Origin of the sequence: Leptothrix sp. (in: b-proteobacteria) (assembly GCF_965250675.1) — a bacterium.
Lineage (GTDB): Bacteria > Pseudomonadota > Gammaproteobacteria > Burkholderiales > Burkholderiaceae_C > Sphaerotilus.
Window position 1 is genome coordinate 93,553 of the sequence record NZ_CBDFPH010000009.1, and the last position, 20,181, is coordinate 113,733.

General features: G+C 68.6%; 21 protein-coding genes and 1 riboswitch. Of the genes, 8 read left to right on the forward strand and 13 right to left on the reverse strand.

What is annotated here, in order from left to right:
- Nucleotides 1–39 precede the first annotated feature (39 nt).
- From AC5IG3_RS13775 to AC5IG3_RS13810, 8 genes are read right to left on the reverse strand one after another with little or no spacing between them, the layout of a single operon-like run.
- A complete protein-coding gene (locus AC5IG3_RS13775) occupies nucleotides 40–1,335 on the reverse strand; it encodes an MSMEG_0569 family flavin-dependent oxidoreductase (RefSeq protein WP_491906870.1) in 1,296 nt (431 codons plus the stop codon).
- Between the two features lie 14 nt (nucleotides 1,336–1,349).
- Nucleotides 1,350–1,643, reverse strand: coding sequence for an MSMEG_0570 family nitrogen starvation response protein (locus tag AC5IG3_RS13780; RefSeq protein WP_491906871.1), 294 nt, complete (start codon nucleotides 1,641–1,643; stop codon nucleotides 1,350–1,352).
- The gene (locus AC5IG3_RS13785; protein ID WP_491906872.1) at nucleotides 1,574–2,965 is read right to left on the reverse strand and encodes an MSMEG_0565 family glycosyltransferase; all 1,392 of its coding nucleotides are present in this window, start codon (nucleotides 2,963–2,965) and stop codon (nucleotides 1,574–1,576) included. Before AC5IG3_RS13785 ends, AC5IG3_RS13780 begins: the two co-directional genes overlap by 70 nt.
- Nucleotides 2,958–3,968, reverse strand: coding sequence for a sll0787 family AIR synthase-like protein (locus AC5IG3_RS13790; RefSeq protein ID WP_491906873.1), 1,011 nt, complete (start codon nucleotides 3,966–3,968; stop codon nucleotides 2,958–2,960). Before AC5IG3_RS13790 ends, AC5IG3_RS13785 begins: the two co-directional genes overlap by 8 nt.
- Nucleotides 3,969–3,989: 21 nt before the next feature.
- The gene (locus tag AC5IG3_RS13795; RefSeq protein ID WP_491906874.1) at nucleotides 3,990–4,595 is read right to left on the reverse strand and encodes an MSMEG_0567/Sll0786 family nitrogen starvation N-acetyltransferase; all 606 of its coding nucleotides are present in this window, start codon (nucleotides 4,593–4,595) and stop codon (nucleotides 3,990–3,992) included.
- A 14-nt stretch (nucleotides 4,596–4,609) separates the two neighbouring features.
- On the reverse strand, nucleotides 4,610–5,713 hold the full coding sequence (locus tag AC5IG3_RS13800; protein ID WP_491906936.1) for an MSMEG_0568 family radical SAM protein: 1,104 nt from the start codon (nucleotides 5,711–5,713) through the stop codon (nucleotides 4,610–4,612).
- A gap of 38 nt (nucleotides 5,714–5,751) precedes the next feature.
- Complete coding sequence (locus AC5IG3_RS13805; protein ID WP_491906875.1) at nucleotides 5,752–6,777, reverse strand: Nit6803 family nitrilase; 1,026 nt, start codon at nucleotides 6,775–6,777, stop codon at nucleotides 5,752–5,754.
- A gap of 15 nt (nucleotides 6,778–6,792) precedes the next feature.
- Entirely contained in the window at nucleotides 6,793–7,275 is a 483-nt protein-coding gene (locus tag AC5IG3_RS13810; RefSeq protein ID WP_491906876.1) for an MSMEG_0572/Sll0783 family nitrogen starvation response protein, read from the reverse strand.
- Between the two features lie 346 nt (nucleotides 7,276–7,621).
- Between AC5IG3_RS13810 and AC5IG3_RS13815 the strand changes: the two genes are divergently transcribed.
- From AC5IG3_RS13815 to AC5IG3_RS13825, 3 genes are all read left to right on the forward strand, one after another.
- The gene (locus AC5IG3_RS13815) at nucleotides 7,622–9,001 is read left to right on the forward strand and encodes an aminotransferase-like domain-containing protein (protein WP_491906877.1); all 1,380 of its coding nucleotides are present in this window, start codon (nucleotides 7,622–7,624) and stop codon (nucleotides 8,999–9,001) included.
- Nucleotides 9,002–9,152: 151 nt separating this feature from the next.
- Nucleotides 9,153–9,530, forward strand: coding sequence for an H-NS histone family protein (locus tag AC5IG3_RS13820; RefSeq protein ID WP_491906878.1), 378 nt, complete (start codon nucleotides 9,153–9,155; stop codon nucleotides 9,528–9,530).
- Nucleotides 9,531–9,573: 43 nt separating this feature from the next.
- Nucleotides 9,574–9,810: a DUF3297 family protein gene (locus AC5IG3_RS13825; RefSeq protein WP_491906879.1), complete on the forward strand. Its 237-nt coding sequence runs from the start codon at nucleotides 9,574–9,576 to the stop codon at nucleotides 9,808–9,810.
- Nucleotides 9,811–9,871: 61 nt separating this feature from the next.
- Here the strand turns inward: AC5IG3_RS13825 and AC5IG3_RS13830 are convergent, their stop codons facing one another.
- Both AC5IG3_RS13830 and AC5IG3_RS13835 read right to left on the reverse strand, forming a co-directional pair.
- Nucleotides 9,872–10,582 (reverse strand): hypothetical protein, encoded by a 711-nt coding sequence (locus AC5IG3_RS13830; protein WP_491906880.1) that lies wholly within the window; start codon nucleotides 10,580–10,582, stop codon nucleotides 9,872–9,874.
- Nucleotides 10,579–11,475, reverse strand: coding sequence for a cupin domain-containing protein (locus tag AC5IG3_RS13835; protein WP_491906881.1), 897 nt, complete (start codon nucleotides 11,473–11,475; stop codon nucleotides 10,579–10,581). The genes AC5IG3_RS13830 and AC5IG3_RS13835 overlap by 4 nt, the downstream gene beginning before the upstream one ends.
- Before the next feature lie 119 nt (nucleotides 11,476–11,594).
- Here AC5IG3_RS13835 and AC5IG3_RS13840 point away from each other — a divergent pair, with 119 nt between their 5' ends.
- Nucleotides 11,595–12,581, forward strand: a complete 987-nt coding sequence (locus AC5IG3_RS13840; RefSeq protein ID WP_491906882.1) for a phytanoyl-CoA dioxygenase family protein — start codon at nucleotides 11,595–11,597, stop codon at nucleotides 12,579–12,581.
- Nucleotides 12,582–12,604: 23 nt separating this feature from the next.
- Here the strand turns inward: AC5IG3_RS13840 and AC5IG3_RS13845 are convergent, their stop codons facing one another.
- Both AC5IG3_RS13845 and AC5IG3_RS13850 read right to left on the reverse strand, forming a co-directional pair.
- Nucleotides 12,605–13,345 (reverse strand): siderophore-interacting protein, encoded by a 741-nt coding sequence (locus AC5IG3_RS13845; protein ID WP_491906883.1) that lies wholly within the window; start codon nucleotides 13,343–13,345, stop codon nucleotides 12,605–12,607.
- 106 nt (nucleotides 13,346–13,451) lie between these two features.
- Entirely contained in the window at nucleotides 13,452–14,768 is a 1,317-nt protein-coding gene (locus tag AC5IG3_RS13850) for a PQQ-dependent sugar dehydrogenase (RefSeq protein WP_491906884.1), read from the reverse strand.
- 138 nt (nucleotides 14,769–14,906) lie between these two features.
- Here AC5IG3_RS13850 and AC5IG3_RS13855 point away from each other — a divergent pair, with 138 nt between their 5' ends.
- Together AC5IG3_RS13855 and arsA are read left to right on the forward strand one after the other, a co-directional pair.
- Nucleotides 14,907–15,545 (forward strand): class I SAM-dependent methyltransferase, encoded by a 639-nt coding sequence (locus AC5IG3_RS13855; RefSeq protein WP_491906885.1) that lies wholly within the window; start codon nucleotides 14,907–14,909, stop codon nucleotides 15,543–15,545.
- 94 nt (nucleotides 15,546–15,639) lie between these two features.
- Nucleotides 15,640–17,403, forward strand: coding sequence for an arsenical pump-driving ATPase (gene arsA, locus AC5IG3_RS13860; RefSeq protein WP_491906886.1), 1,764 nt, complete (start codon nucleotides 15,640–15,642; stop codon nucleotides 17,401–17,403).
- A gap of 9 nt (nucleotides 17,404–17,412) precedes the next feature.
- On the opposite strand, the gene AC5IG3_RS13865 is transcribed toward arsA, so the two are convergent.
- Nucleotides 17,413–18,885 (reverse strand): diguanylate cyclase domain-containing protein, encoded by a 1,473-nt coding sequence (locus AC5IG3_RS13865; RefSeq protein WP_491906887.1) that lies wholly within the window; start codon nucleotides 18,883–18,885, stop codon nucleotides 17,413–17,415.
- A 167-nt stretch (nucleotides 18,886–19,052) separates the two neighbouring features.
- On the opposite strand from AC5IG3_RS13865, the gene AC5IG3_RS13870 reads away from it, so the two are divergent.
- Nucleotides 19,053–19,349: an ATPase with chaperone activity gene (locus tag AC5IG3_RS13870; protein WP_491906888.1), complete on the forward strand. Its 297-nt coding sequence runs from the start codon at nucleotides 19,053–19,055 to the stop codon at nucleotides 19,347–19,349.
- A gap of 33 nt (nucleotides 19,350–19,382) precedes the next feature.
- Nucleotides 19,383–19,877, forward strand: coding sequence for a hypothetical protein (locus tag AC5IG3_RS13875; protein ID WP_491906889.1), 495 nt, complete (start codon nucleotides 19,383–19,385; stop codon nucleotides 19,875–19,877).
- Nucleotides 19,878–19,923: 46 nt separating this feature from the next.
- A riboswitch (FMN riboswitch) is annotated at nucleotides 19,924–20,093 on the forward strand.
- Nucleotides 20,094–20,181: the final 88 nt, after the last annotated feature.

Here is a 20,181-nt window from a genome sequence, read left to right on the forward strand (position 1 = left end):
TTTATTGAATGAAAGGGCCGTGCAACTGATACGCGTGATTCAGTTCACCTCAACACAGCAGGCCTTGGGCGATGCGGCTGCCATGGCCAGCCAGCGCGCCTCGATCTGCTCTGCCAGGAAGAGCGCGTCGCGCGCCACGCCCGAGAACCGGCCCGAGCCCCAGGTGTGCAGCCACGGCAGGCCGATGAAGTACAGCCCCGGCACGGCAGTGACGCCGCGCTGGTGGATGGGGTGGCTGCGGCCGTTGAACACGGGGGCGTCCAGCCAGCGGAAGTCGGGCTGGAAGCCGATGCACCAGATCACGCTGGTGATGCCGGCCGTCGCCAGATCGAGTTCGGTGCGCTCGCCCTCGGGCGTCCACAGGGGCGTATAGACGCTGGGCGTTGGGGCGTCGAGCCCCTGGGCGGCGATGTGGCGGTCGATGGCGGCGTTGATGCCGTTGTAGATCCGGTCGGCGTGGTCGAGCGCCTCGCCCAGGTTGGGCTTGAACCGGAGCACCGAGCCGTCCAGCCCGTCGAGCAGGCCGTAGAGCTGCATGCCCTCGGTGGCGAAGCGGCGCAGGTCGATGTCGCGCCCGCCGTCGCGGCCGGTGACGTAGTGGTTGGTGTTGTCGCGCACGCCTTCGCGCAGCGGGTGGGCCTCGACCGGCATGTCGTAGTAGTTCATGTCGGCCAGCCAGTCGACCACGTCGCGGCCGCGGTAGAAGCGGGCGCAGCGCGGCGCGTCGCCCACGGCCAGCACGACCTCGCGGCCGGCCAGGTGCAGGTCCTCGGCGATCTGCGCGCCCGACTGGCCCGAGCCGACCACCAGCACGCGGCCCGCCGGCAACTGCGCGGCGTTGCGGTACTGCTCGGAGTGGATCTGCGCGATGCCCGCTGGCAGCCGCTCGGCCAGGCGCGGAATGATGGGCAGGTGGTAACCGCCCGAGGCCACCACGATCTGGTCGGCGGTGCAATGGCCGCTGGACGCTTCGACCAGAAAGCCGCCACCGGCCCGGGCGCTGACGCGCTCGACCGTCACGCCCTCGATCAGCGGCGCGTCGACATGCCGCTTGAAGCCGTCCAGGTAATCCAGGATCTCGGCTTTCTTCATGAAGCCGTGCGGGTCGCTGCCGCGGTACTCGTGGCCGGGCAGCTTGCACTGCCAGTTGGGCGTGACGAGGCTGAAGTTGTCCCAGCGCGCATCGCGCCAGACGTGCATGGCCTGGTGCTTCTCCAGCACCTGATGGTCGATGCTGCGCTGCTGCAGGTAGTGGCTGACGGACAGCCCGGCCTGGCCCCCGCCGACGACGATGACGCTGTGGTGGGGCAATGGGGCGGTGGTGGTGGCGTTCATGGCGGGAAAACCTTTCAGGCGTTCAGATCAAAGGCGACAACGGTGACCTGGGCCCCGGGCTGTCCGGCCAGCGTGGCGGCGCGGGCCTCGATGCGGTCGAGCGTGTCGCTGGCGCGTGAGCAGGCGAAGCCGAACTTGGCGCGCACCCGCTCGTTGGCGATGCCGGTGGCCTCGCGCAGGCGCTGCAGGAAGTCGTCCAGCGGGTAGGTGGCGCCGGGCTGGAAGTAGTCCTGGATGATCAGCGAGGGCGAATAGCAGGTGCTCTCGCTCTGGTCGGGCCAGCGGAGGCGGTAGTGCATGGCGGGCATGGGGCGGACTCCTGAAGGTGAGGGTATTCGGGGCCTTGGTGCGCATCCCGCAGTCGCTGTGCGGTGCAGTCGAGCCGGTACCAGGCCAGATGCGACTCGGCGCTGCGCGACCAGGAAAAGCGCTCGCAGACCGCCGGCACCGGGCGGCGGCCGGATTGCGCGGCCGCCTGCATGGCCTGGGCGATGCTGTCGGCATTCAGCGGGTCGCACCAGCACACCTCATCTTGGGCCAGATAGTCGGTGAAGGGCGCGATGCGCGAGACCACCGCCGGCGTGCCGCTGGCGAGCGCCTCCAGCACCACCAGCCCGAAGCCTTCATTGAGCGACGGCAGCAGCAGCGCGTCGGCCAGCCGGAACAGCGCCGGCATGTCGGCGTCGGCCAGCGGCCCGGTGCACAGCACGGCGCCGCCCGGACCCTGGCTCAGGGCGTGGGCCTCCAGCACGGCATCGAAGCGCGCCTGCTCCTCGCCATGTTCGAGCAGCGAGGCGCCGCCGGCCATCACCAGCTGACCGGTGCCGGTGTGCTCGCGCAGCTGCGCGAACGCCTGCAGGATGCGGTGACTGTTCTTGCGCGCTTCCACGCCGCCCACGGCCAGCCAGATCGGCCCGGCGTCGAGCCGCAGGCCCAGGCGCTGCGCCAGCGCATGTTCCGCGTCGGACCGCTGCGCGCCCAGGCGTGGCTGGAAGCGCTGCAGGTTGACGCCGTTGGGCACCAGCCGGGCGTGCACGCGGTAGTCGCGCCGCAGGCGGTCGCGCCAGAGTTCGCTGACGACATAGACCTGGCTGGCCACCGCAAAACCGCGCAGCTGCCAGCGGTTCAGGCGCGGTTGCCGGAAGCTGTCGAGGTGATGCACCGTGCGCAGCCACGGCCCGATCACGCCACGCTCCTGCAGCGTGGCCAGCGCGTTGGCGGTGATGCTGTCCTGCGCGTGCAGCACGTCGAAGCGGTCACCTTGTGATGAGCCCGGCGCGTTGGGTGCCAGCCACTGCGGCAGGCGCTCTACCAGCGCGCTGATGCGCTGCTCGACCAGCGCCTCCAGCCCGCCGCTGAACGACATGGCTTCCGGCACCGGCACCAGCACATGGTCGCAGCGCAGGTCACGAAACAGGCGCTGGCCGGCGGTGGCGGGCGCGAACACCGTGACGTGGTGGCCGGCGGCATGCAGCGCCTCGGCCAGTTCCAGTGTGTGCACCACGCCGCCGCGCGGGTTGACCGAGTGGGTGAACAGCGCAATCCGCAGCGGCTGCTCGATCACGTGGCCTGAGGTGTGGATGGTCGTGTGGGCGAGCGGGTGGGTGACGGCCTGACGAAGCTCAGCCATGGGTGGCCTCCGGGCGCGGTGACGCAGTGATGAAAGGCCGCTCGGCAAAGTCCCAGAAGCGGGCCGACTCATCGCGCCAGGACAGCCCGACGTGGCTGGCAGCCGTCACGCGGCCCAGCGGTGCACAGGCCAGTTCGCGCGCGGCAAACTCCGCCTGCACGGCGACAGCGTGTTCGGGCCGCACGCTCAGCACGAAGCCGAAGCTCGGGAAGGCGCAGAGCCAGCGCAGCCAGCCGGCCGCGTCGTCGTCCCGCAAACCGGCCGGCCGGGGCAGCGCGTCCAGGCTCAGTTCGGCGCCGACGCCCGAGCATTCCAGCAGCATCAGCGCCGTGCCCAGCACGCCCGCCATGCTGATGTCCTTGGCGGCATCGCACCGACCGGACTCAGCCAGTTCGGGCAGCAGTTCGAGGTCGGCGCGCAGCCGCTCGGCGGGCGCGGCGGTCGATGCGTTCCAGAACGGATAGGGCTCCTGATACGCGCCGCGCAGGTCGACCGCTGCCAGCAGCACATCGCCCGGCCGGGCGTTGAAGCTGCTGAGCAGCTGGCGGGCGCGGCCCAGGATCGCCACGGCCAGCTGGCTGCCTTCGGCGCGCAGGTTGCTGTGGCCGCCGACGATGGGCACGCCGTAGCGCTCGGCGGCGGCGGCCATGCCGGCCAGCACCTCGGCGGCCTGGGCGTCGTCGCCGCTCCAGAGCGCGTCGACCACCGCAATCGGCCGCCCACCCATGGCGTAGACGTCGCTGACGTTGACCATCACGCTGCTGTAGCCGGCAAACCAGGGCATGGCGGCGACGAAGTCAGCCACCAGGCCTTCGATGGCCAGCAGCAGGTGGCCGTCCCGGTCGGCGATGGCCGCGCAGTCGTCGCCCACCGCGACCGACTGTGTCATCGCCGCCAGCCCGCCGGGCAGGCGGCTTTTCAGCGCGCCCAGCACGGTCGAGATGTCGTGCTTGTGCGCAAAGCCACGGCTGGCGTGCAGGGCGGGGATGAGGTCGTGCAGCATGTCGGGCGTCTCCGTCTTGTGTCAGGTCTTGCGCCGTGCGGGCGGCACGGCGTAACCCCAGTACGGGTCGAAGCACGGCGGGTAGCGCGTCAGGTCGGCCTGCATCAGCATGTGCGGGCGGCCGTGCAGGGTTTCGGCGCGCAGCGTGGTCCAGCCCAGGCGCTGGAACAGGCCCTCGTTCTGCGCCTGCACGTGGGCCAGAAACAGCTGGCAGCCGCGCGCATGCGCGCTGCTGACGGCCAGCCGGATCAGGCTGCTGCCCAGGCCGCTGTGGGTGCGGAACCGCGCATCGACCGCCAGTCGCGAGCCCCACCACAGCCCGTCTTCGTGCGGGTGGATGCGCACCGTGCCGACCACCTGATCGTCCAGGCCGGCCACGCAGCCGCTGGCGACCAGGGTCTGTGTGCCGGGCTGGCGGTCGATGGCGTCGAGGTCGTTGCCGCTGAAGACGCCTTGCTCCTCGCAGAACACCGCACGCCGCAGCCGCTGCGCCTGCGCCAGGTCCCACGGGCAGTTCGACCAGTGCACGCGGAACTCGGCCGGGGTGTAGGGCGCCTCGCTGTCCTGCCAGGGCGAGCCGTCGATGGAGAAAGCGGTGGCGTTCTGCGGGGCGAAGGTCGTGTTCATGGCGCCAGCTCCGGTCAAGCCAGGACGGCGGGGGCTGCGCTTTCGAGCGCGGCCTCATACGACGACAGCGACGAGCACGCCGCGCACTTGCCGCAGCCGGCCTTGATGTCGGTGGCGCGCAGGTCGCCGTCGATCACGATGCGGGCCAGCGGCGCCAGCAGGTCGCGCATGAATTCGGCGCTCGGCGCGGGGTGGTCTTCCAGCGGCGTGCCACTGATCGGCACGAAGGGCACGACGAAGGGGTAGACGCCCAGCGCGACCAGTTGCTGGCTGATCTCCAGAATCGCTTCCTTCGTGTCGCCCAGCCCGGCCAGGATGTAGGTGCTGACCTGCCCGCGGCCGAACACGGCCACCGCAGCCTTGAACGCTTCCATGTAGCGGCTGATCGGCACCGTGGCCTTGCCCGGCATGAGCTGCTCGCGCAGCGCGGGCGTGACCACCTCCAGGTGCATGCCGAGCGTGTCGATGCCGGCGTCCTTCATGCGCTGGAACCAGGCGTCGTCGTCGGGTGGCTCGCACTGCGCCTGCAGCGGCAGGTCGACGGCGGCGCGGATGGCGCGGGCGCTCTCGACCAGCACCGCCGCGCCACGATCCGGCGTGGCCGGCGTGCCGGTGGTCATGACCATGTGCTTGATGCCGTCCAGCGCCACAGCCGCCTTGGCGACCTCGGCCAGCTGCGCTGGCGTCTTGTGCGCGACGGTGCGGCCTGCGGCCAGCGACTGGCCGATCGAGCAGAACTTGCAGGTCTTCTTGCGGCTCTCGTAGCGGATGCAGGTCTGCAGCACCGTGGTGGCCAGCACGTCGCTGCCGTGCAGCGTGGCGATGTGCGAGTAGGGCACGCCGTCGGCGGTGCTCAGGCCGTAGAAGCGCGGCTGCCTGGGGAAGCTGATGCGGGCAATCGGGATGCTGTGCTTGCGGATGACGCTGAGGCCGTCCGGCCCGGGCGCATCGGCCACGTAGGGTGAACTCCACGCGCTGCTGGTGTGCACCGGCACCATGATGGTGGTGCCGTCGACCGTGACCGCCTTGTGGTCTGACGGCCCCGCGCCGCCGCGCCGGCTGGCGGCACCCGCGCTCGGGTCGAGCAGCCGCAGGCCGTGCGACTGCAACTCGGTCATCAGGTGGGTGCTTGACGGCAGCGGGCTGGTTTCGGTGTTCATGACGGGCTCCCGACGGCAGGAAATGACAGGGCACCAGCGGGTGTGGGCGCGGGTGCCGGCTCGGGCTGCAGCGGCTCGGCGCCGCCCGAGGGCATGCGGAAGACGGTTTGCGCCGGCCGGTCGTTGAGGGCCAGGCTCAGCAGTTCGGGCCGGGCGTAGTGGCCGACCGAATCCATCATGCGTTTGCGCTTGGCGATCAGCGCCATGTCGAGATCGGCGATCACCATGCCTTCGCCCTCGGTCAGCGGCTCGGCCAGCAGCTTGCCCTCTGGCGAGACGATGGCGGTGTGGCAGCCGCCGCGCAGCGCACCCTGCAAGCCGGTGTCGGGGGTGATGGACTGGATCTGCGCGTCGCTCAACCAGCCGGTGGCGTTGATGACGAAGCAGCCCGATTCGAGCGCGTGGTGGCGGAGGGTCACGGCCATCTGGTCGGCGAAGATCTGCCCGACCATGCTGCCGGGGAACTGGGCGCAGTGGATCTCTTCATGCTGCGTCATCAGCGCATAGCGGGCCAGCGGGTTGTAGTGCTCCCAGCAGGCGAGCGCGCCGAGGCGGCCCACGGCGCTGTCGACCACCTTGAGGCCGGAGGCGTCGCCCTGGCCCCAGACCATGCGCTCGTGATAGGTCGGCGTGATCTTGCGGCGCTTGAGGATCAGCGTGCCGTCGGCGTCGAAGACGAGTTGCGTGTTGTAGAGGCTGCCGTGGTCGCGCTCGTTGACGCCCAGCACCACGACGATGCCGCGGGCGCGGGCGCGCTCGGCCACCGCTTGCGTCACCGGGCCAGGCACGACCACGGCCTGATCCATCAGCCGCAGGTGCGGCGCCCCCTGCTGGCAGGGCGGCAGCACGAAGGAGAAATACGGGTAGTAGGGCACGAAGGTCTCGGGGAAGACCACGATCTGCGCGCCCTGGGCGGCGGCTTCGTCGATGGCGCTGCAGACCCGGTCCAGCGTGCCGTTGGCGCTGTCGAGGTCGGGTGCGATCTGCACCGCAGCGGCTCGGATCACGGAGGGGCGGGTCATGCAGCGCTCCTCAGCTCACAGCGTCCAGGTGTCGAGGATGACGGCGCCGGCCTTCTTGTGCAGCAGCACGATGTCGAGCACATCGAGCGGGCTGATCGGCTTGATGCCCTCGATCAGCGAGCCCTCGCCGTGGCCGTACAGCGCCTGCAGCGCGAAGCGGCAGGCGTAGACCTTGCCGCCTTCGGCCATGAACTTGGTGATCTGGTTGTTGAAGTTCTGGTGGCCGGGGAAGGCCTCGTCGCCGAGCTTGGGGAAGCCGCGCTTGACGCCCAGCGTGACGCCAGGGCCGTAGAGCAGCACCGAGGTCTCGTAGCCCTTGCGCAGCAGGCGGGTGGCCTGCAGCAGGTTGACGAAGCCGATCGAGCCCTCGAAGGCGACAGTGTGGAAGGTGACCAGCGCTTTCTCGCCCGGCTCGGCCTTGACGTCCTCGAAGACCTTTTCTTCGTAGTCGACCAGGAAGTCGCCGTTGTGGGCTGCGGGGTGCGTGACTTTGGGCATGGGAGGCTCCGTGGGGTGTGGGGGATAGCCTTCTCTTAGCGACCGCCGTGCCACGCCTGCCCGCCGGGCGGCGGTGGCGTGCGATCAACAGGCAATCAATGGCTTGTGTGCTGCGTTGCCGCTGTCCAGGGTCGTCCGGTGCCGCCGTGAGGTGTGTGACGCGGCGCAGCGCACCCGCACCAGCTTGATCGGGCCGAGATGCAATCAATGCACCCGATCAGCTTCATCAGGCGATCGAACCAGGCACCGCCAGAGGGCGTCGCCGTGTGATGACGGCTTGCTGTGTCAAGGTATGGAAGCTGCATGACTCCGCGCAATCAGACTCCGCCACCCGATGCAATCAGCCATGCCTTTCACCCATTGGGTCCACCGCCTGCAAGCCAGCACGCAACCGGCGTATTTGCTCATTCCCGAGCTGATTGCCGAGGACATGCGCAGCGGCCGCCTCGCGCCGCGCGAGCGCCTGCCCAACCTGCGCGACCTGGCACCGCTGCTGCAGCTCAACTACACGACCGTGGTGCGCGGCTTCGCCGAGGCGCGCCAGCGCGGGCTGATCGCCTCGCGGCCCGGGCTGGGCTCGTTCGTGCGGGGATCCTTCATCGGTCTGCCGCTGCGCGCCGGCACCGGCGCCGAGATGACGATGAACATGCCGCCCGAGGTCGATGACCCCATCCTGCTGGCGCGCCTGCAGCTGTCGGCGCAAGAGGCGCTGGCTGCCGGTGCGCTCAACGATTTGCTGCGCTACCAGGACTTCGGCGGCACGCTGCGCGACCGCCAGGCCGGCGCGCTGTGGCTGGGCCGCTGGCTGCCGCAGGTGCGTGCCGAGCGGGTGCTGGTGGCGCCGGGCATCCACAGCGCGCTGGCGGCGCTGGTGTCGCTGCTGGTCAAGCCGGGGCAGAGCCTGGCGGTGGAGTCGCTGGTGTATCCGGGCATGAAGGCCATCGCCGCGCAACTGGGCGTGCAACTGCACCCGCTGCCGATGGACGAGGACGGCCTGCTGCCGCTGCCCTTCGAGGAAGCCTGCAAGACCTTGCCGATCGGCGCGCTCTACCTCTGCCCGACGCTGCACAACCCGACCACCGCGACGCTGCCGATCCGCCGGCGCGAATGGCTGGCCGACATCGCCCAGCGCTACAGCGTGCCCCTGATCGAAGACGACGCCTACGGCATGCTGCCGGCCGCCACACCGCCGACGCTGGCGGAATACGCGCCCGAGCTGACGTACCTCATCAGCGGCCTGTCCAAATGCCTGGGCGCCGGGCTGCGCGTGGCCTACATCTACGCGCCCAGCGTGCGCGCCACCGAGCGGCTGGCCGGCGCGTTGCGGGCCACCACCGTGATGGCCTCGCCGCTGACCAACGTCATCGCGACGGCGTGGCTCGAACAGGGCCTGGCGCAGGAGGTGCTGGACGCGATCCGGCGTGAATGCGCCTGGCGCAGCCACCGCGCCCAGCAGACGCTGGGCGCACACGGTGTGCGCTGCCAGCCGCAAGGTTTCCACGTCTGGCAGCCCCTGCCGGACGAATGCAATGCCGCCGACCTGGCGCTGCAACTGCGCGGCCTGGGTGTGGCGGCGGTCGCGGCATCGGCCTTCAGCACCGACCGCAACCCGCCACAAGCCCTGCGCCTGTGCCTGGGCGGACCGCTCGACCGGGAAGACTGCGCGCGGGCACTGGCGGCGGTGGCGGCGGTGGCGGAGCGGCTGCAGGCCGCTTCGCCGCATTGAGCCGCTGTATTTAAATGGCCCTGCCGTGGGGTCGGGCCCCAGTATGTGGGTCGTATCCAGGTGATGTGCAGATAATCAATGCGGCTGTTGCCCTTGAATTGAGCGGCTGGCGTGCCTATATGATCGGCACATCTTTTTTCGGATATGTCCCATGACCACTCTCCAAGAACTCCGCCAACAACAAGAAGCACTGGCTGCGCAGCAAGCCGCCCTGTCAAAAGCCATTGCGGAATTGAGAAATGAAGAGCGCAAGGCCGCCATGGCCAAGATCAAGGAATTGATGGCTGTTCATGGATTGAGCGCTGTCGACCTGGTCGATGCGCCGAGCGGTAAATCCAAGGCCCCCAAGGCGGACGGTTCGGGCGTCAAGCATGTCGCGGCCAAGTACCGTGATCCGAATACCGGCCGGGGATGGTCGGGCCGGGGCTTGAAGCCGCGCTGGATGACGGCCGCGCTCGCGGCAGGTGCGAGTTTGGAGAGCCTCCTGATCACGTCCCAGGAATCTCAATCGACCGATTCAGCCGCCTGACGCACTGCCGTTTTCACGACGCTTCATTCTCATGACGCAAGAAATGCAACGCCCCGCACTGCCTGATCATCTGTCGATTGATCCGCGCAGCCCGCACCACAATAAGGCTGTGTTCGAGCACGATATCGGCATCCGGTTCAACGACAAGGATCGGGTTGATGTCGAGGAATACTGCATCAGCGAAGGCTGGGTCAAGGTGCCCGCCGGCAAGACGGTGGGCCGCAACGGCCGGCCGCTGCAGATCAAACTCAAAGGCAAGGTCGAAGTTTTCTACCGCTGAGCGCGTGACTTGAAAACCCGGGGGGCTTGCAGTTATTGACGGTGCGCCGCCCCGGTTTTTTTCAGATGTTGTGCCGACCTTGGGAATAAGGCAGCAGCGCCTTGGCGGCGTCGATGCGCAGGTGCAACGCCACAGCAGGGTCGTTCATGACCGACCGCAAAAAACGCGTGGGATCCAGATCCCCTGGCGCGGCCTCCGCAGCGCCTGATGCGGGCGGCGGCGCTGTTGTCCTGGCAGCGGGCTGGAGCCGTTCCAGCGCCCTTGACCAGTCAGCCGCCGACGTGCTCTTGAAGCGCGACAGCAGATCGGCCTGCGCATCCGGGCTGGGGGGAAGATCCAGCCAGGGCTCGTCCGCGAACATCGGCGCCAGGCCCGGCACCACGAAGGCTGACCAGTGGCCGCTGCCTTGCTGCTCCTGCCCCGGTGCAGAGGCTTCCACGGCGGGCTGCATGTCCACACGTTCCGGCGCGATGTCGCCCAGGTAGCGCGCGCGCAAGGCTTCGAGAAACGCCATGGCTTGAGCGACGGGCACCGACTCGGCCAGCGAGAACCAGAGTTGGTGCCCATCGATGCCCGAGACCGCAATCGCGGGCGCCGGCAGTTCCAGATCGGCCTGAACGCCTTGCCAGACGGCGGAGAGCCGGTCCCATTGAGCGGGCCGGGCCAGCGCCAGGACCATGGCGCGCACCGGTGCGTCGGGGTCGGTCAGGCCCGGTTCTTCTGCGTTCAGGGAAAAGTAGAGGCGCCGCAATTCAGCTTGCAGTCGGTTCATGGCGAGGGCCTTGTTTTTGGGGTGGGTCGACGCGCGCTGTCCGGTCGATAGCTGGCGCGGAACTCCCGCGGAGTCCGGCCTTTTCTGGCCAGAAACTGCCGGTTGAAGTGCGCCAGCGTACCGTAGCCGGCCTCCATGGCGACCACGCTGACGGGCCGGTCGGTGCTGATGAGCAGCTGGCACGCCAGGCCGATGCGAAGCTGGCTGAGGTAGTCCAGCACCGTCAGGCCGGTGTGGCGCTTGAAGAAACGATGGAAGGCGCCGACCGACAGCGCTGCCTCATCGGCCAGCACCTGGACCGAGGGCGTGGCCGTGGGGTCGACGTGCAGCCGGTGCAGCACGCGCGCCATGCGGCCCTGCGCCTTGTCGCCCGCCGGTGAATACGCGTGCGTCGCCAGCAGGTCGACGTGCGCGTCACGGGCGAGCTGAATCAGCACCTGCAGCAGCGTGGGCAGGCGTTGTGCCGGGTCCATGTCCCGCAGCGACAGCAGCAGGTCGCGGACCCGTTGCTGCGTGTCGCCGGAAAAGCGCATGCCGCGCCCGGCATATTTCGAGAGCTTGCCGAGCACGGCCAGCTCGGGCCAGTGTTCCATCCACCGGGCCAGCCAGTCGGCCGTGAACCAGACCACCACGGCCAGCATCGGCTCCGCGGCATTCGTCCGCTCCGTGGCGGCCCAGGTGTGCGGCTGGTTCGGCCCGACCAGCACCAGATCGCCAGACGCGAAATCCTCCAGGCTGTCGCCGACGTAGCGCTGGCCCCGGGCGTTCAGGGTCAGCGTCAACTCGAATTCCGGGTGGTAGTGCCAGAGGAAGGGCAGCTCGGGCAGCTCGCGCCAGAGCAGGGTCCAGGATTCACCCGGTGCGATCGTGACCTGCTCGAACTGCGGTTTCATGACGTGCTATCAATATGAATTGATCAGAATCGTATCAGTCAGGATCATTTCCTGAGCATCACGCGGGTGCGCTCGTGCCGAGAATTGTCTGCACCAACATGAATGGACTGGAGACTGAAATGAACGATCGATACCAATACGGCGACCAACGGCCTGGCAACCCGACCCTGGCCTACACCGAGATGGCGCAGCTGCGCGACATCCAGAAGCAGCTGCCGCTGCGGGTGCTGAGCGACGCCGACTTTGCGCACTGGCAGACCTACGGCTACGTGGTCGTCAAGCAGGCGGTGCCTGCGGCGCAGGTCCAGCGCACCGTCGATTTCCTGTGGGAGTTCCAGGAACTGGACCCCGGCCAGCCGGCGACCTGGGACCAGTCCGAGCGCCGCGGCCACGAGATGCGCGAACTCAACGGCTCGGGCATGGTCGAGGCCTATCAGCACCAGAGGCTGTGGGACAACCGGCAGTGCCCGCGCGTCTATGACGCGTTCGTCGACATCTGGGACCGGCAGGATCTGTGGGTCAGCATCGACCGCGCCAACCTGAACACGCCCAACCGGGGGGCGCGCCAGTTCGGCGGCTTCATCCACTGGGATGCCGACACCACGCTGGAGCCGCTGCCGGTCAACGTTCAGGGCGTCCTGGCCTTGTCGGACACCAGCGAGGACGGCGGCGGCTTCCAGTGCATTCCGGAACTCTTCGAGCACTTTGCCGAATGGCGCCAGTCGGCGCCCGCCGACCGCAATCCGTGGCGGCCCGACGTGGACAGCCTGCCCTGGCCGGTCAAGTTCATCCCGATGCAGGCGGGCGACCTGCTGATCTTCAACAGCCTGCTGGCCCACGGTATTCGGCCCAACACCTCGACGGACAAGGTGCGCCTGGCGCAGTACATCGCCTTCACGCCTGCCAACGAGGCCGACGCGGCGCTGCGTGCCGCACGGGTCGCCTCCTGGCGCGACCGCACCGCCCCGAAGGGTTTCGCCTTCCCCGGCGACCCGCGCGAATGGGAGCAGACGCGCTACGAGACCGCCACGCTCACCCCGCTGGGTGAGCGCATCCTGGGCTTGGCGGACTGGGCTGCTCCAGAGGGCACGACAGCGATGGGCTGATCGCATGTCCTGAGCGCCGGGGCTCAGCCTTCCAGGTTCTCGTGGTGCCCGACGGCCCCGCGCTTCCAGTAGGCTGCGACCCGCATCGCATGGCGGTCGAGGCCCTTGTCATCGACCAGCAGGCGACGCAGGCGGGCCATGGCGCTGGCCTCGCCGGCGCACCAGGCATAGCCCTCGCCGGTGGGCAGATCGAGGGCCTGCACGGACTCCAGCAGCGCGTCGGCGGTGGCGACCCACTGCACGCTGAGGTCGGCGGCGCTGTGCAGTTCGCGGCGGTCGGCGGCATCGGCCACCTGCACCACCACGATCGCGCAGGTGCCTGCGGGCAGTTCTTCCAGGCGGCGGTGAATGGCCGGCAAGGCGGTTTCGTCGCCCACCAGCAGGTGCCAAGCGTAGTCGGTCGGGATGATGAAGGAGCCGCGCGGCCCGCCGATCGTGGCCGTCTGGCCGGGCGCGGCCTGCGCGGCCCATTGCGCCGCAGCGCCTTCGCCGTGTAGCGCAAATTCGATCGTCAGTTCGCGGGCCTGCGCGTCGTGGTGGCGCGGCGTGTAGTCGCGCCGCACGGGCTCGGCGCCATCGGCGTCGAGCATGAACTTGATGTGGTCGTCGAAGGACGCGCTGACGAAATCGCCCAGCGCCTCACCCGCGAAGGTGATGCTGCGGAAATGCGGGCTGAGGGCCTCGACCCGCACGACCTGCAGGTCACGGCGCTTGAGTTCGTGGCGCACGCGTTGCACGCGGCTGACAGGGATTGCTGTGCTCATGATGGCGAATGAATTGAATGACAATGTCACTCATCATGCGCACATCAATTGATACTGTCAACTAATAAATGCAGGGCCGCTGACTCCGGCGGCTGACTTGGGCCGATCAAGCCGCCGTGACGCGCCAGATCGCGTTGCCCACGTCGTCGGCCACCAGCAGCGAGCCATCGGGGCCGATCGCCACGCCCACCGGCCGGCCGTAGGACGCGCTTTCGTCCGGCGCGAGGAAGCCGCTCAGGATGTCGCGCGCCGGGCCGGAAGGACGGCCGTTCACGAACGGAATGAAGATGACCTTGTAGCCGCTGAGCGTGCTGCGGTTCCACGAGCCGTGCTGGCCGATCACCATGCCGTCCGGGTAGCTCGGCAGCGTGCCGGCGGGCATCCAGCACAGGCCGAGCGACGCGGTGTGGCCGCCCAGCGCGAAATCGGGCGCGATGGCGCGCGCCACCAGCGCGGTGTCCTGCGGCTGCACCCGGTCGTCGACCGTGCCGCCCCAGTAGCTGTAGGGCCAGCCGTAGAAACCGCCCTCGCGCACCGAGGTCAGGTAGTCGGGCGGGGTTTCGTCGCCCAGGCCGTCGCGCTCGTTGACCACGGTCCAGAGCGCGCCGGTGACGGGCTCCCAGGCCATGCCGACCGGGTTGCGCAGGCCGCCGGCAAAGATGCGGCTGGTGCCCGTGGCCAGGTCAACCTCGTAGACGCAGGCGCGGCCTTTTTCGACCTCGAAGCCGTCTTCGGCGATGTTGCTGAGCGAGCCGACGCCCATGTAGAGCTTGCGCCCGTCCGCGCTCGGCAGGATGCTGCGCGTCCAGTGGCCGCCGGGCTTGAACGCCGTCACCGGCCGGCCGGCGGCGGTGATGCGGGTGGCGCCCGGGGTGTAGGGAAACGCCACCAGCCCGTCGGTGTTGCCAACGTAGAAGGTCTCGCCCAGCAGCGTCATGCCGAAGGGCTGGCTGAGGTTCTCCAGGAAGGTCTCGCGGGTCTCGGCCACGCCGTCGCCGTCAGTGTCGCGCAGCAGCGTGATGCGGTTGGGGCTGATGCCGGTGGCGGCGGCGCGCTTCATGGTGCTGACCATGGCGTAGTCGAACAGCGAGTTGATGCTGCCGGGCAGGAAGCAGGCCTCGGCGACGGTGACGTCACCATTGGGCAGCACGTGCATCCAGCGCGGATGGTCGAGCCCGGTGGCGAACGCATTCACCTGCAGGCCGGCAGCGGCCACCGGTTTCTGCCCCGGCGCCCAGCCGCGGGCCGTCGGCATCTTGAGCGTGGGCAGGCGACCTTGCGGCCGGGCGGCGGGAATGGTGGGTGCGGCGCCCACCGCCTGCGGGTGCACGCTGCCCTGCAGCCGCCGCCACTGGATCGCCATGTTGCCGGCCAGCGCGACCACGTTCGCAAACACCTGCGTGAAAACACCTGACGAACCCATTGCCATCCTCCATGTCGTCGTGCACCTGTGGAGCGGAAATTCGCTGGGCACGAAGCGTCGGCATTGTGATGCCTGTGGTTGATGAGGCCCGCACCCTGTTGCCACGACGGTCGACGATCATGACGACATGTCCGAACCATGAAGGAGACTCAAGTGCAGAGCCATAAAAATCATTGGGAATCCGTCTACACGACCAAGGCCTCCGATGCAGTGAGCTGGTATGCGCAGCATCTGGTCCAGTCCCTCAAGTTCATCCATGCGGCCGCGCCGGACAAGAGCGCCGCCATCGTGGATGTCGGCGGTGGTGAGTCCACCTTGGTCGATGATTTGCTCGCAGAGGGCTACACCAATGTCTCGGTGCTCGACCTGTCCGCCACGGCGCTGGACGTCACACAGCGCCGACTCGGCGTGCTGTCCGGCAAGGTCACCTGGAGGGTTGGCGACATCCTCGACATGGACTTGGCCGCCCACACCTACGACGTCTGGCACGACCGGGCTGTCTTTCATTTCCTCACGACCGACGAGCAGCGGCAGCGCTACATCCGCCAAGTCACCCGGGCGCTGAAGCCGGGTGGCTTTGCGATCGTGGGCACCTTCGGGCCGGAGGGGCCGACGCAGTGCAGCGGCCTGCCGGTTGCCCGCTACTCGCCGGATGAATTGCACGGCAGCTTTGGCGAGTCGTTCCAGCTTGTCGACAGCAGCGTGGAAACGCACATGACCCCGTGGGGCTCACCGCAGCAGTTTGTCTATTGCTTTTGCCGCCGGCAGGAGCCGTGACGGCGCACGGCGGCCTCGTTTGATCACGATCAACCACGCCGCGCGGCAGCCCTGCATCCTGCCGACGGTGTGTGTTTTCAATGAGGTCGTCGTCATGGGTGTCCAAGTCCTGGGCTTTCTGAGCCAAGCGACGCGCTATCTGTTCTTCACCGGCAAGGGCGGGGTCGGCAAGACCTCGCTGTCGACGGCGGCGGCCCTGAGGCTGGCCGACGCCGGCCAGAAGGTGCTGCTGGTCAGCACCGATGCGGCGTCCAACCTGGACGAGATGCTGGGCATCGAGTTGCGCAACAGCCCCACGCCCGTGCCCGGCGCGCCGGGGTTGTCGGTGCTGAACATCGACCCGGACAACGCCGCCGAGTCCTATCGGCAGCGCGTCCTGGCACAGATGGGCGCCGGTGCCAGCGACGCCGAACGTTCGACCGTGCGCGAGCAGCTGTCCGGCGCGTGCACCACCGAGATCGCCGCCTTCGACGAGTTCTCGGCGCTGTTGTCCGGTGAGGCTGACGCTTTCGACCACATCGTCTTCGACACGGCGCCCACCGGCCACACCCTGCGCCTGCTCAGCCTGCCCAAGGCCTGGAGTGGCTTCCTGGAAGGCAACGACCGGGGTGCCTCCTGCCTGGGGCCGCATTCGGGTCTGAAGATGCAGGAAGCGCGCTTCAATGCCGCGCTGAACGCCCTGAGCGACCCGGCCCGCACCACCGTGATCCTGGTGACTCGGCCCGACGCCGGCGCCGTGGCAGAAGCCGCGCGCACGTCGCAGGAGCTGCATGAGTTGGGCCTGAACAACCAGCGTCTGGTGGTCAACGGCGTGTTTCACGCCAGCGATCCGACCGACGCCGTGGCCTGCGCCATCGCGGCGCTGGGCGAGCAAGCCCTGGCGGGCATGCCGCCGTCGTTGCGCGCCCTGCCACAGGACCGGGTGCCGCTGCGGGCGTTCGACATGGTCGGCCTGCCTGCCTTGCGGGCGCTGCTCACGTCAGGTGAAGCGCCGGCTGATCCAGGCCAGGCCCAAGAGGCGGAGCGGGTCGAGACCCCTCAAGGCCTGGCCGCCTTGGCCGACGAACTGGCCGCCGCCGGACACGGGCTGATCATGGTGATGGGCAAGGGCGGGGTTGGCAAGACGACCGTGGCTGCGGCGCTGGCTCTGGGGCTGATCCAGCGCGGCCACACCGTGCATCTCAGCACCACCGATCCGGCTGCGCACCTGGCGCAAACGCTGGATGGGGCGGTTGCCGGCCTGCAGGTCAGCCGCATCGACCCGAAGGTCGAGACGCAGCGCTACGTCGACAAGATCATGGCGGCCAGGTCGCTCCAGCTCGATGCCCAGGAACAGGCGATGCTGCGGGAAGACCTGCGCTCGCCGTGCACCGAGGAGGTCGCGGTCTTCCACGCCTTTTCGCGCATCGTCAGCGAGGGGCGCAGCGCCTTCGTCGTGCTGGACACCGCACCCACCGGACATTCCCTGCTGCTGATGGACGCCACCGGCGCCTACCACCGCCAGATGATGCGGGAGTTCGAGGGCCACGGCGCCGGGCGCGTCGTCACGCCCTTGATGCGGCTGCAGGACGCGGCCTACACCAGGATCATTCTGGTGACGCTGCCCGAGGTGACGCCGGTCTCGCAGGCGGCTGCCTTGCAGGACGACCTGCGCCGCGCCCGCATCGAGCCCTATGCCTGGGTGCTCAACAAAAGTGTTCTGGCCGCTGGCACCCACGACCCGCTGCTGCTGGCGCGCTTGGCCGGTGAACGCCGGCAGGTGGCGCGCATGTCCGCCGGCCTGGCCCGGCGGGTCTTCGTGCTGCCCTGGCTGACCCGTCCGCCGATTGGCTGGGCAGAGTTGTCCCGGCTGGCCTGAACCAAAGGGCTACGCTGTGCCCGTGACGGCCGGGGTGGTGGCGCGGCAGGGGGCGTTCGACACGGCGTAGCGGTTGCGCCCGGCGCGCTTGGCGCTGTATAGAGCCTCGTCCGCCTTGGCCATCACGGCGGCGGGCGTGTCGTCGGACTCGTCCACCAGGGCGATGCCGATGCTCGATGTCACGACCAGCGCGCAGCCCTCAATTTGCATCGGCGCCTGCAGCCGGGCGCGGATCCGGTCGGCCACCAGCATCACTTCAGATGCCTCGTTCAGGCCTTCGACCAGGATCACGAACTCGTCACCGCCCAGCCGCGCGACGGTGTCGGTCTCGCGCATGCAGGATTTCAGGCGCGCGGCAAATTCGACCAGCACGGCGTCGCCGGCGGCGTGGCCGTGCGTGTCGTTGATGGGCTTGAAGTGGTCGATGTCCATGAACATCAGCGCCATGTCCCGGCCGTTGCGGCGTGCGCGGGCCAGTGCCTCGGCCAGCTTCTCGTCGAACTGGCGCCGGTTCGACAGCTGCGTCAGGGCGTCGATGCGGGCGAGCTGGTGCAGCTGGCGCTCCACCGTCCGCATCGGCGTCACGTCGGTGACCAGCACGAAGATGCCGGCCACCGTGCCGTCGGGCCGGAAATCCGGGATGTAGGTGGTGTTGAGGTCGCGCTCGCCCGCCGCCGTCCCGGAGCGCAGCTCGAACGAGAACTGCTCGCCGGCAAAGCCGCGCGTCAGGAAGCCCAGGCGCTGCTGGTACATCGCCTCGCCGATCAGCTCGACCAGAGGCCGGCCCACCATCAGGGCCGGGTCCGAGCCGAGCCAGGTCTTGAAAGTGGCGTTGGCGAAGGTCACCACCCGGTCGGTGTTGACGTAGGTAATCAGCGCCGGCATGTTGTCGGTGATCGATTTCAGGTGGCGCTCGCCTTCGGCCCGTGCCGCTTCCATCGCCCGGGTGTCGGTCATGTCGACCACCCGGATGCAGAAGCCTTGCACCGTGCCGCTGTCGTCGAAATCCGGGATGAGGTGGGTGGTCTGGTGTGACGCGCCGCCGTGCGGCGCGGCCGTCTCATACGCCACGCGCTCGCCGGCCTTGACGGCGGCCCAGTACGGCGCGTGCTGGGCGTATTCGTCCGCGCCGACGGCCGAGCGCAGGGTGCGCGGTTTGTCCCCTGCTGGATCGGGGCCGAAGCGCCGTTTGGCAGCCTCGTTGGCGAACAGGCAGTTTTCAGCCACATCGAAGTAGCTGATCGCGATCGGCATGTCGTCCGTCACATGCTGCCAGTGTTGCCACTGCGATGAGGCGGGCGCCAGGCCCTCGTCCGGGTCGGTGTTTGCGGATTCGGTGACCGCCGAGCGCGTACTTCGCGCCAGAGCCACGACCAAGGCGAGCGCGAGCAACCCGGCCACCGCTGCGCCCGAAAGCAGCTCAGTGCGCGTCGCGACCTCCATTGCGCGTCCGACGCAGACGCTGGCGATGGTCCATGCCACCAGTGCGAGGACAGGAAACAGAACGGTGCGGAGGGAGTGGCGTCGGGTCAACGCATGGGAAGAAAGCATGGTGGGTTATCGGCACCTGCTGCCTTTTCATGAAACGCTCCGTGAGGGGGGATGCCTCAGGGGGCTTCCGTTCATGGCCGACTGCGACAATCCACCCCATGTCAGACGAAAGCCAGATTACCGTTCCGCCCTCGTTCATGGCCTTGTTCATCGAGCCGGGGCGCACCAGACCCAACGCCTCGCGCGAGGTGATCACCGCGCGCTACGAGTTCTGCGAAGACCTGGCCTGCCTGCTGACCGAGCATGCCAAGGCCATGCACGCGGACTTGCGCATCACCGAGCTCGACGTGCTGGAGCGGGTCCACCGGGGGCTGGCGGATGCCGCCTCGGGCGTCAACGCGGCGGAAGCGGACTGGGTGGCGCGGCGGTTGGCCGAGCTGCTCGAATGGGACTGAGAACCGATGCCGCATGCCGGCACCTGAAAGCACATGAATATTCCTGAGATCTACCGCCACAACGTCGACGGCCTTGTGGCCCAGGCCCGCATCCTGGTGGAGCGCGGCGACCCGCTGGCGGCGCGCGCCTTCATCGCCCACATCGGCCGGGGCGAGATCGTGCCCGTGCGGCTCGACGACAGCAGCGACGAGTCCAAGGTCGACAGCGCACGCGCCATCCAGGTGCGTGCGGCGCTGCTGGGCGCGGACTTCATCTTCATCATTCGCGAAGCGTGGCGGCTGCCCGAGAAGTACCTGCCGCGCTACGACGAGATCATCGACAAGTACGGCTCGATCGGCGCGTCGCCGCACGCCGAGGACATCGTGATGTTTTCGCTGGAGACGCCCGAAGGCATCTGGATGGCGATGCTGCCGCTCAAGGCCAAACCGCCGTCCAAGCAGCGGCGCACATTCGGCCCGGTGGTGTTCAAGCACATTCCGAACGTGCATGGCCAGTTCGTGGGTCTGCTGCCCTCCGCTGCAAGCTGAACACGGCCCGCTAAACTCCGGCCCCGACGGCGCCTCATGGCGCCGTCAGCGTTCTCAGGGCGGGGCGGAATTCCCCACCGGCGGTGATGTGCAGGAGTCTGGTCCCAGGCTCTCGCGATGAGCCCGCGAGCGCCCGACGGCCCAAGGCCGTCGGGGTCAGCAGACCCGGTGGGACTCCGGGGCCGACGGTCACAGTCCGGATGAAAGAGAGCGCGACGGCTGGCCCCGGGCTGCGCGCAAGCGTGGCCAGCGTCAGCCATGCGTTCCGTTGCCCTGATTCTGGCCCACCGTCTCAAGAAAGACA

Coding starts and splice junctions, on each gene's coding strand:
- AC5IG3_RS13775 (WP_491906870.1), bottom strand. CDS start 1,335: ATGAACGCCACCACCACCGCCCCATTGCCCCACCACAGCGTCATCGTC.
- AC5IG3_RS13780 (WP_491906871.1), bottom strand. CDS start 1,643: ATGCCCGCCATGCACTACCGCCTCCGCTGGCCCGACCAGAGCGAGAGC.
- AC5IG3_RS13785 (WP_491906872.1), bottom strand. CDS start 2,965: ATGGCTGAGCTTCGTCAGGCCGTCACCCACCCGCTCGCCCACACGACC.
- AC5IG3_RS13790 (WP_491906873.1), bottom strand. CDS start 3,968: ATGCTGCACGACCTCATCCCCGCCCTGCACGCCAGCCGTGGCTTTGCG.
- AC5IG3_RS13795 (WP_491906874.1), bottom strand. CDS start 4,595: ATGAACACGACCTTCGCCCCGCAGAACGCCACCGCTTTCTCCATCGAC.
- AC5IG3_RS13800 (WP_491906936.1), bottom strand. CDS start 5,713: ATGACCGAGTTGCAGTCGCACGGCCTGCGGCTGCTCGACCCGAGCGCG.
- AC5IG3_RS13805 (WP_491906875.1), bottom strand. CDS start 6,777: ATGACCCGCCCCTCCGTGATCCGAGCCGCTGCGGTGCAGATCGCACCC.
- AC5IG3_RS13810 (WP_491906876.1), bottom strand. CDS start 7,275: ATGCCCAAAGTCACGCACCCCGCAGCCCACAACGGCGACTTCCTGGTC.
- AC5IG3_RS13815 (WP_491906877.1), top strand. CDS start 7,622: ATGCCTTTCACCCATTGGGTCCACCGCCTGCAAGCCAGCACGCAACCG.
- AC5IG3_RS13820 (WP_491906878.1), top strand. CDS start 9,153: ATGACCACTCTCCAAGAACTCCGCCAACAACAAGAAGCACTGGCTGCG.
- AC5IG3_RS13825 (WP_491906879.1), top strand. CDS start 9,574: ATGCAACGCCCCGCACTGCCTGATCATCTGTCGATTGATCCGCGCAGC.
- AC5IG3_RS13830 (WP_491906880.1), bottom strand. CDS start 10,582: ATGAACCGACTGCAAGCTGAATTGCGGCGCCTCTACTTTTCCCTGAAC.
- AC5IG3_RS13835 (WP_491906881.1), bottom strand. CDS start 11,475: ATGAAACCGCAGTTCGAGCAGGTCACGATCGCACCGGGTGAATCCTGG.
- AC5IG3_RS13840 (WP_491906882.1), top strand. CDS start 11,595: ATGAACGATCGATACCAATACGGCGACCAACGGCCTGGCAACCCGACC.
- AC5IG3_RS13845 (WP_491906883.1), bottom strand. CDS start 13,345: ATGAGCACAGCAATCCCTGTCAGCCGCGTGCAACGCGTGCGCCACGAA.
- AC5IG3_RS13850 (WP_491906884.1), bottom strand. CDS start 14,768: ATGGGTTCGTCAGGTGTTTTCACGCAGGTGTTTGCGAACGTGGTCGCG.
- AC5IG3_RS13855 (WP_491906885.1), top strand. CDS start 14,907: ATGAAGGAGACTCAAGTGCAGAGCCATAAAAATCATTGGGAATCCGTC.
- arsA (WP_491906886.1), top strand. CDS start 15,640: ATGGGTGTCCAAGTCCTGGGCTTTCTGAGCCAAGCGACGCGCTATCTG.
- AC5IG3_RS13870 (WP_491906888.1), top strand. CDS start 19,053: ATGTCAGACGAAAGCCAGATTACCGTTCCGCCCTCGTTCATGGCCTTG.
- AC5IG3_RS13875 (WP_491906889.1), top strand. CDS start 19,383: ATGAATATTCCTGAGATCTACCGCCACAACGTCGACGGCCTTGTGGCC.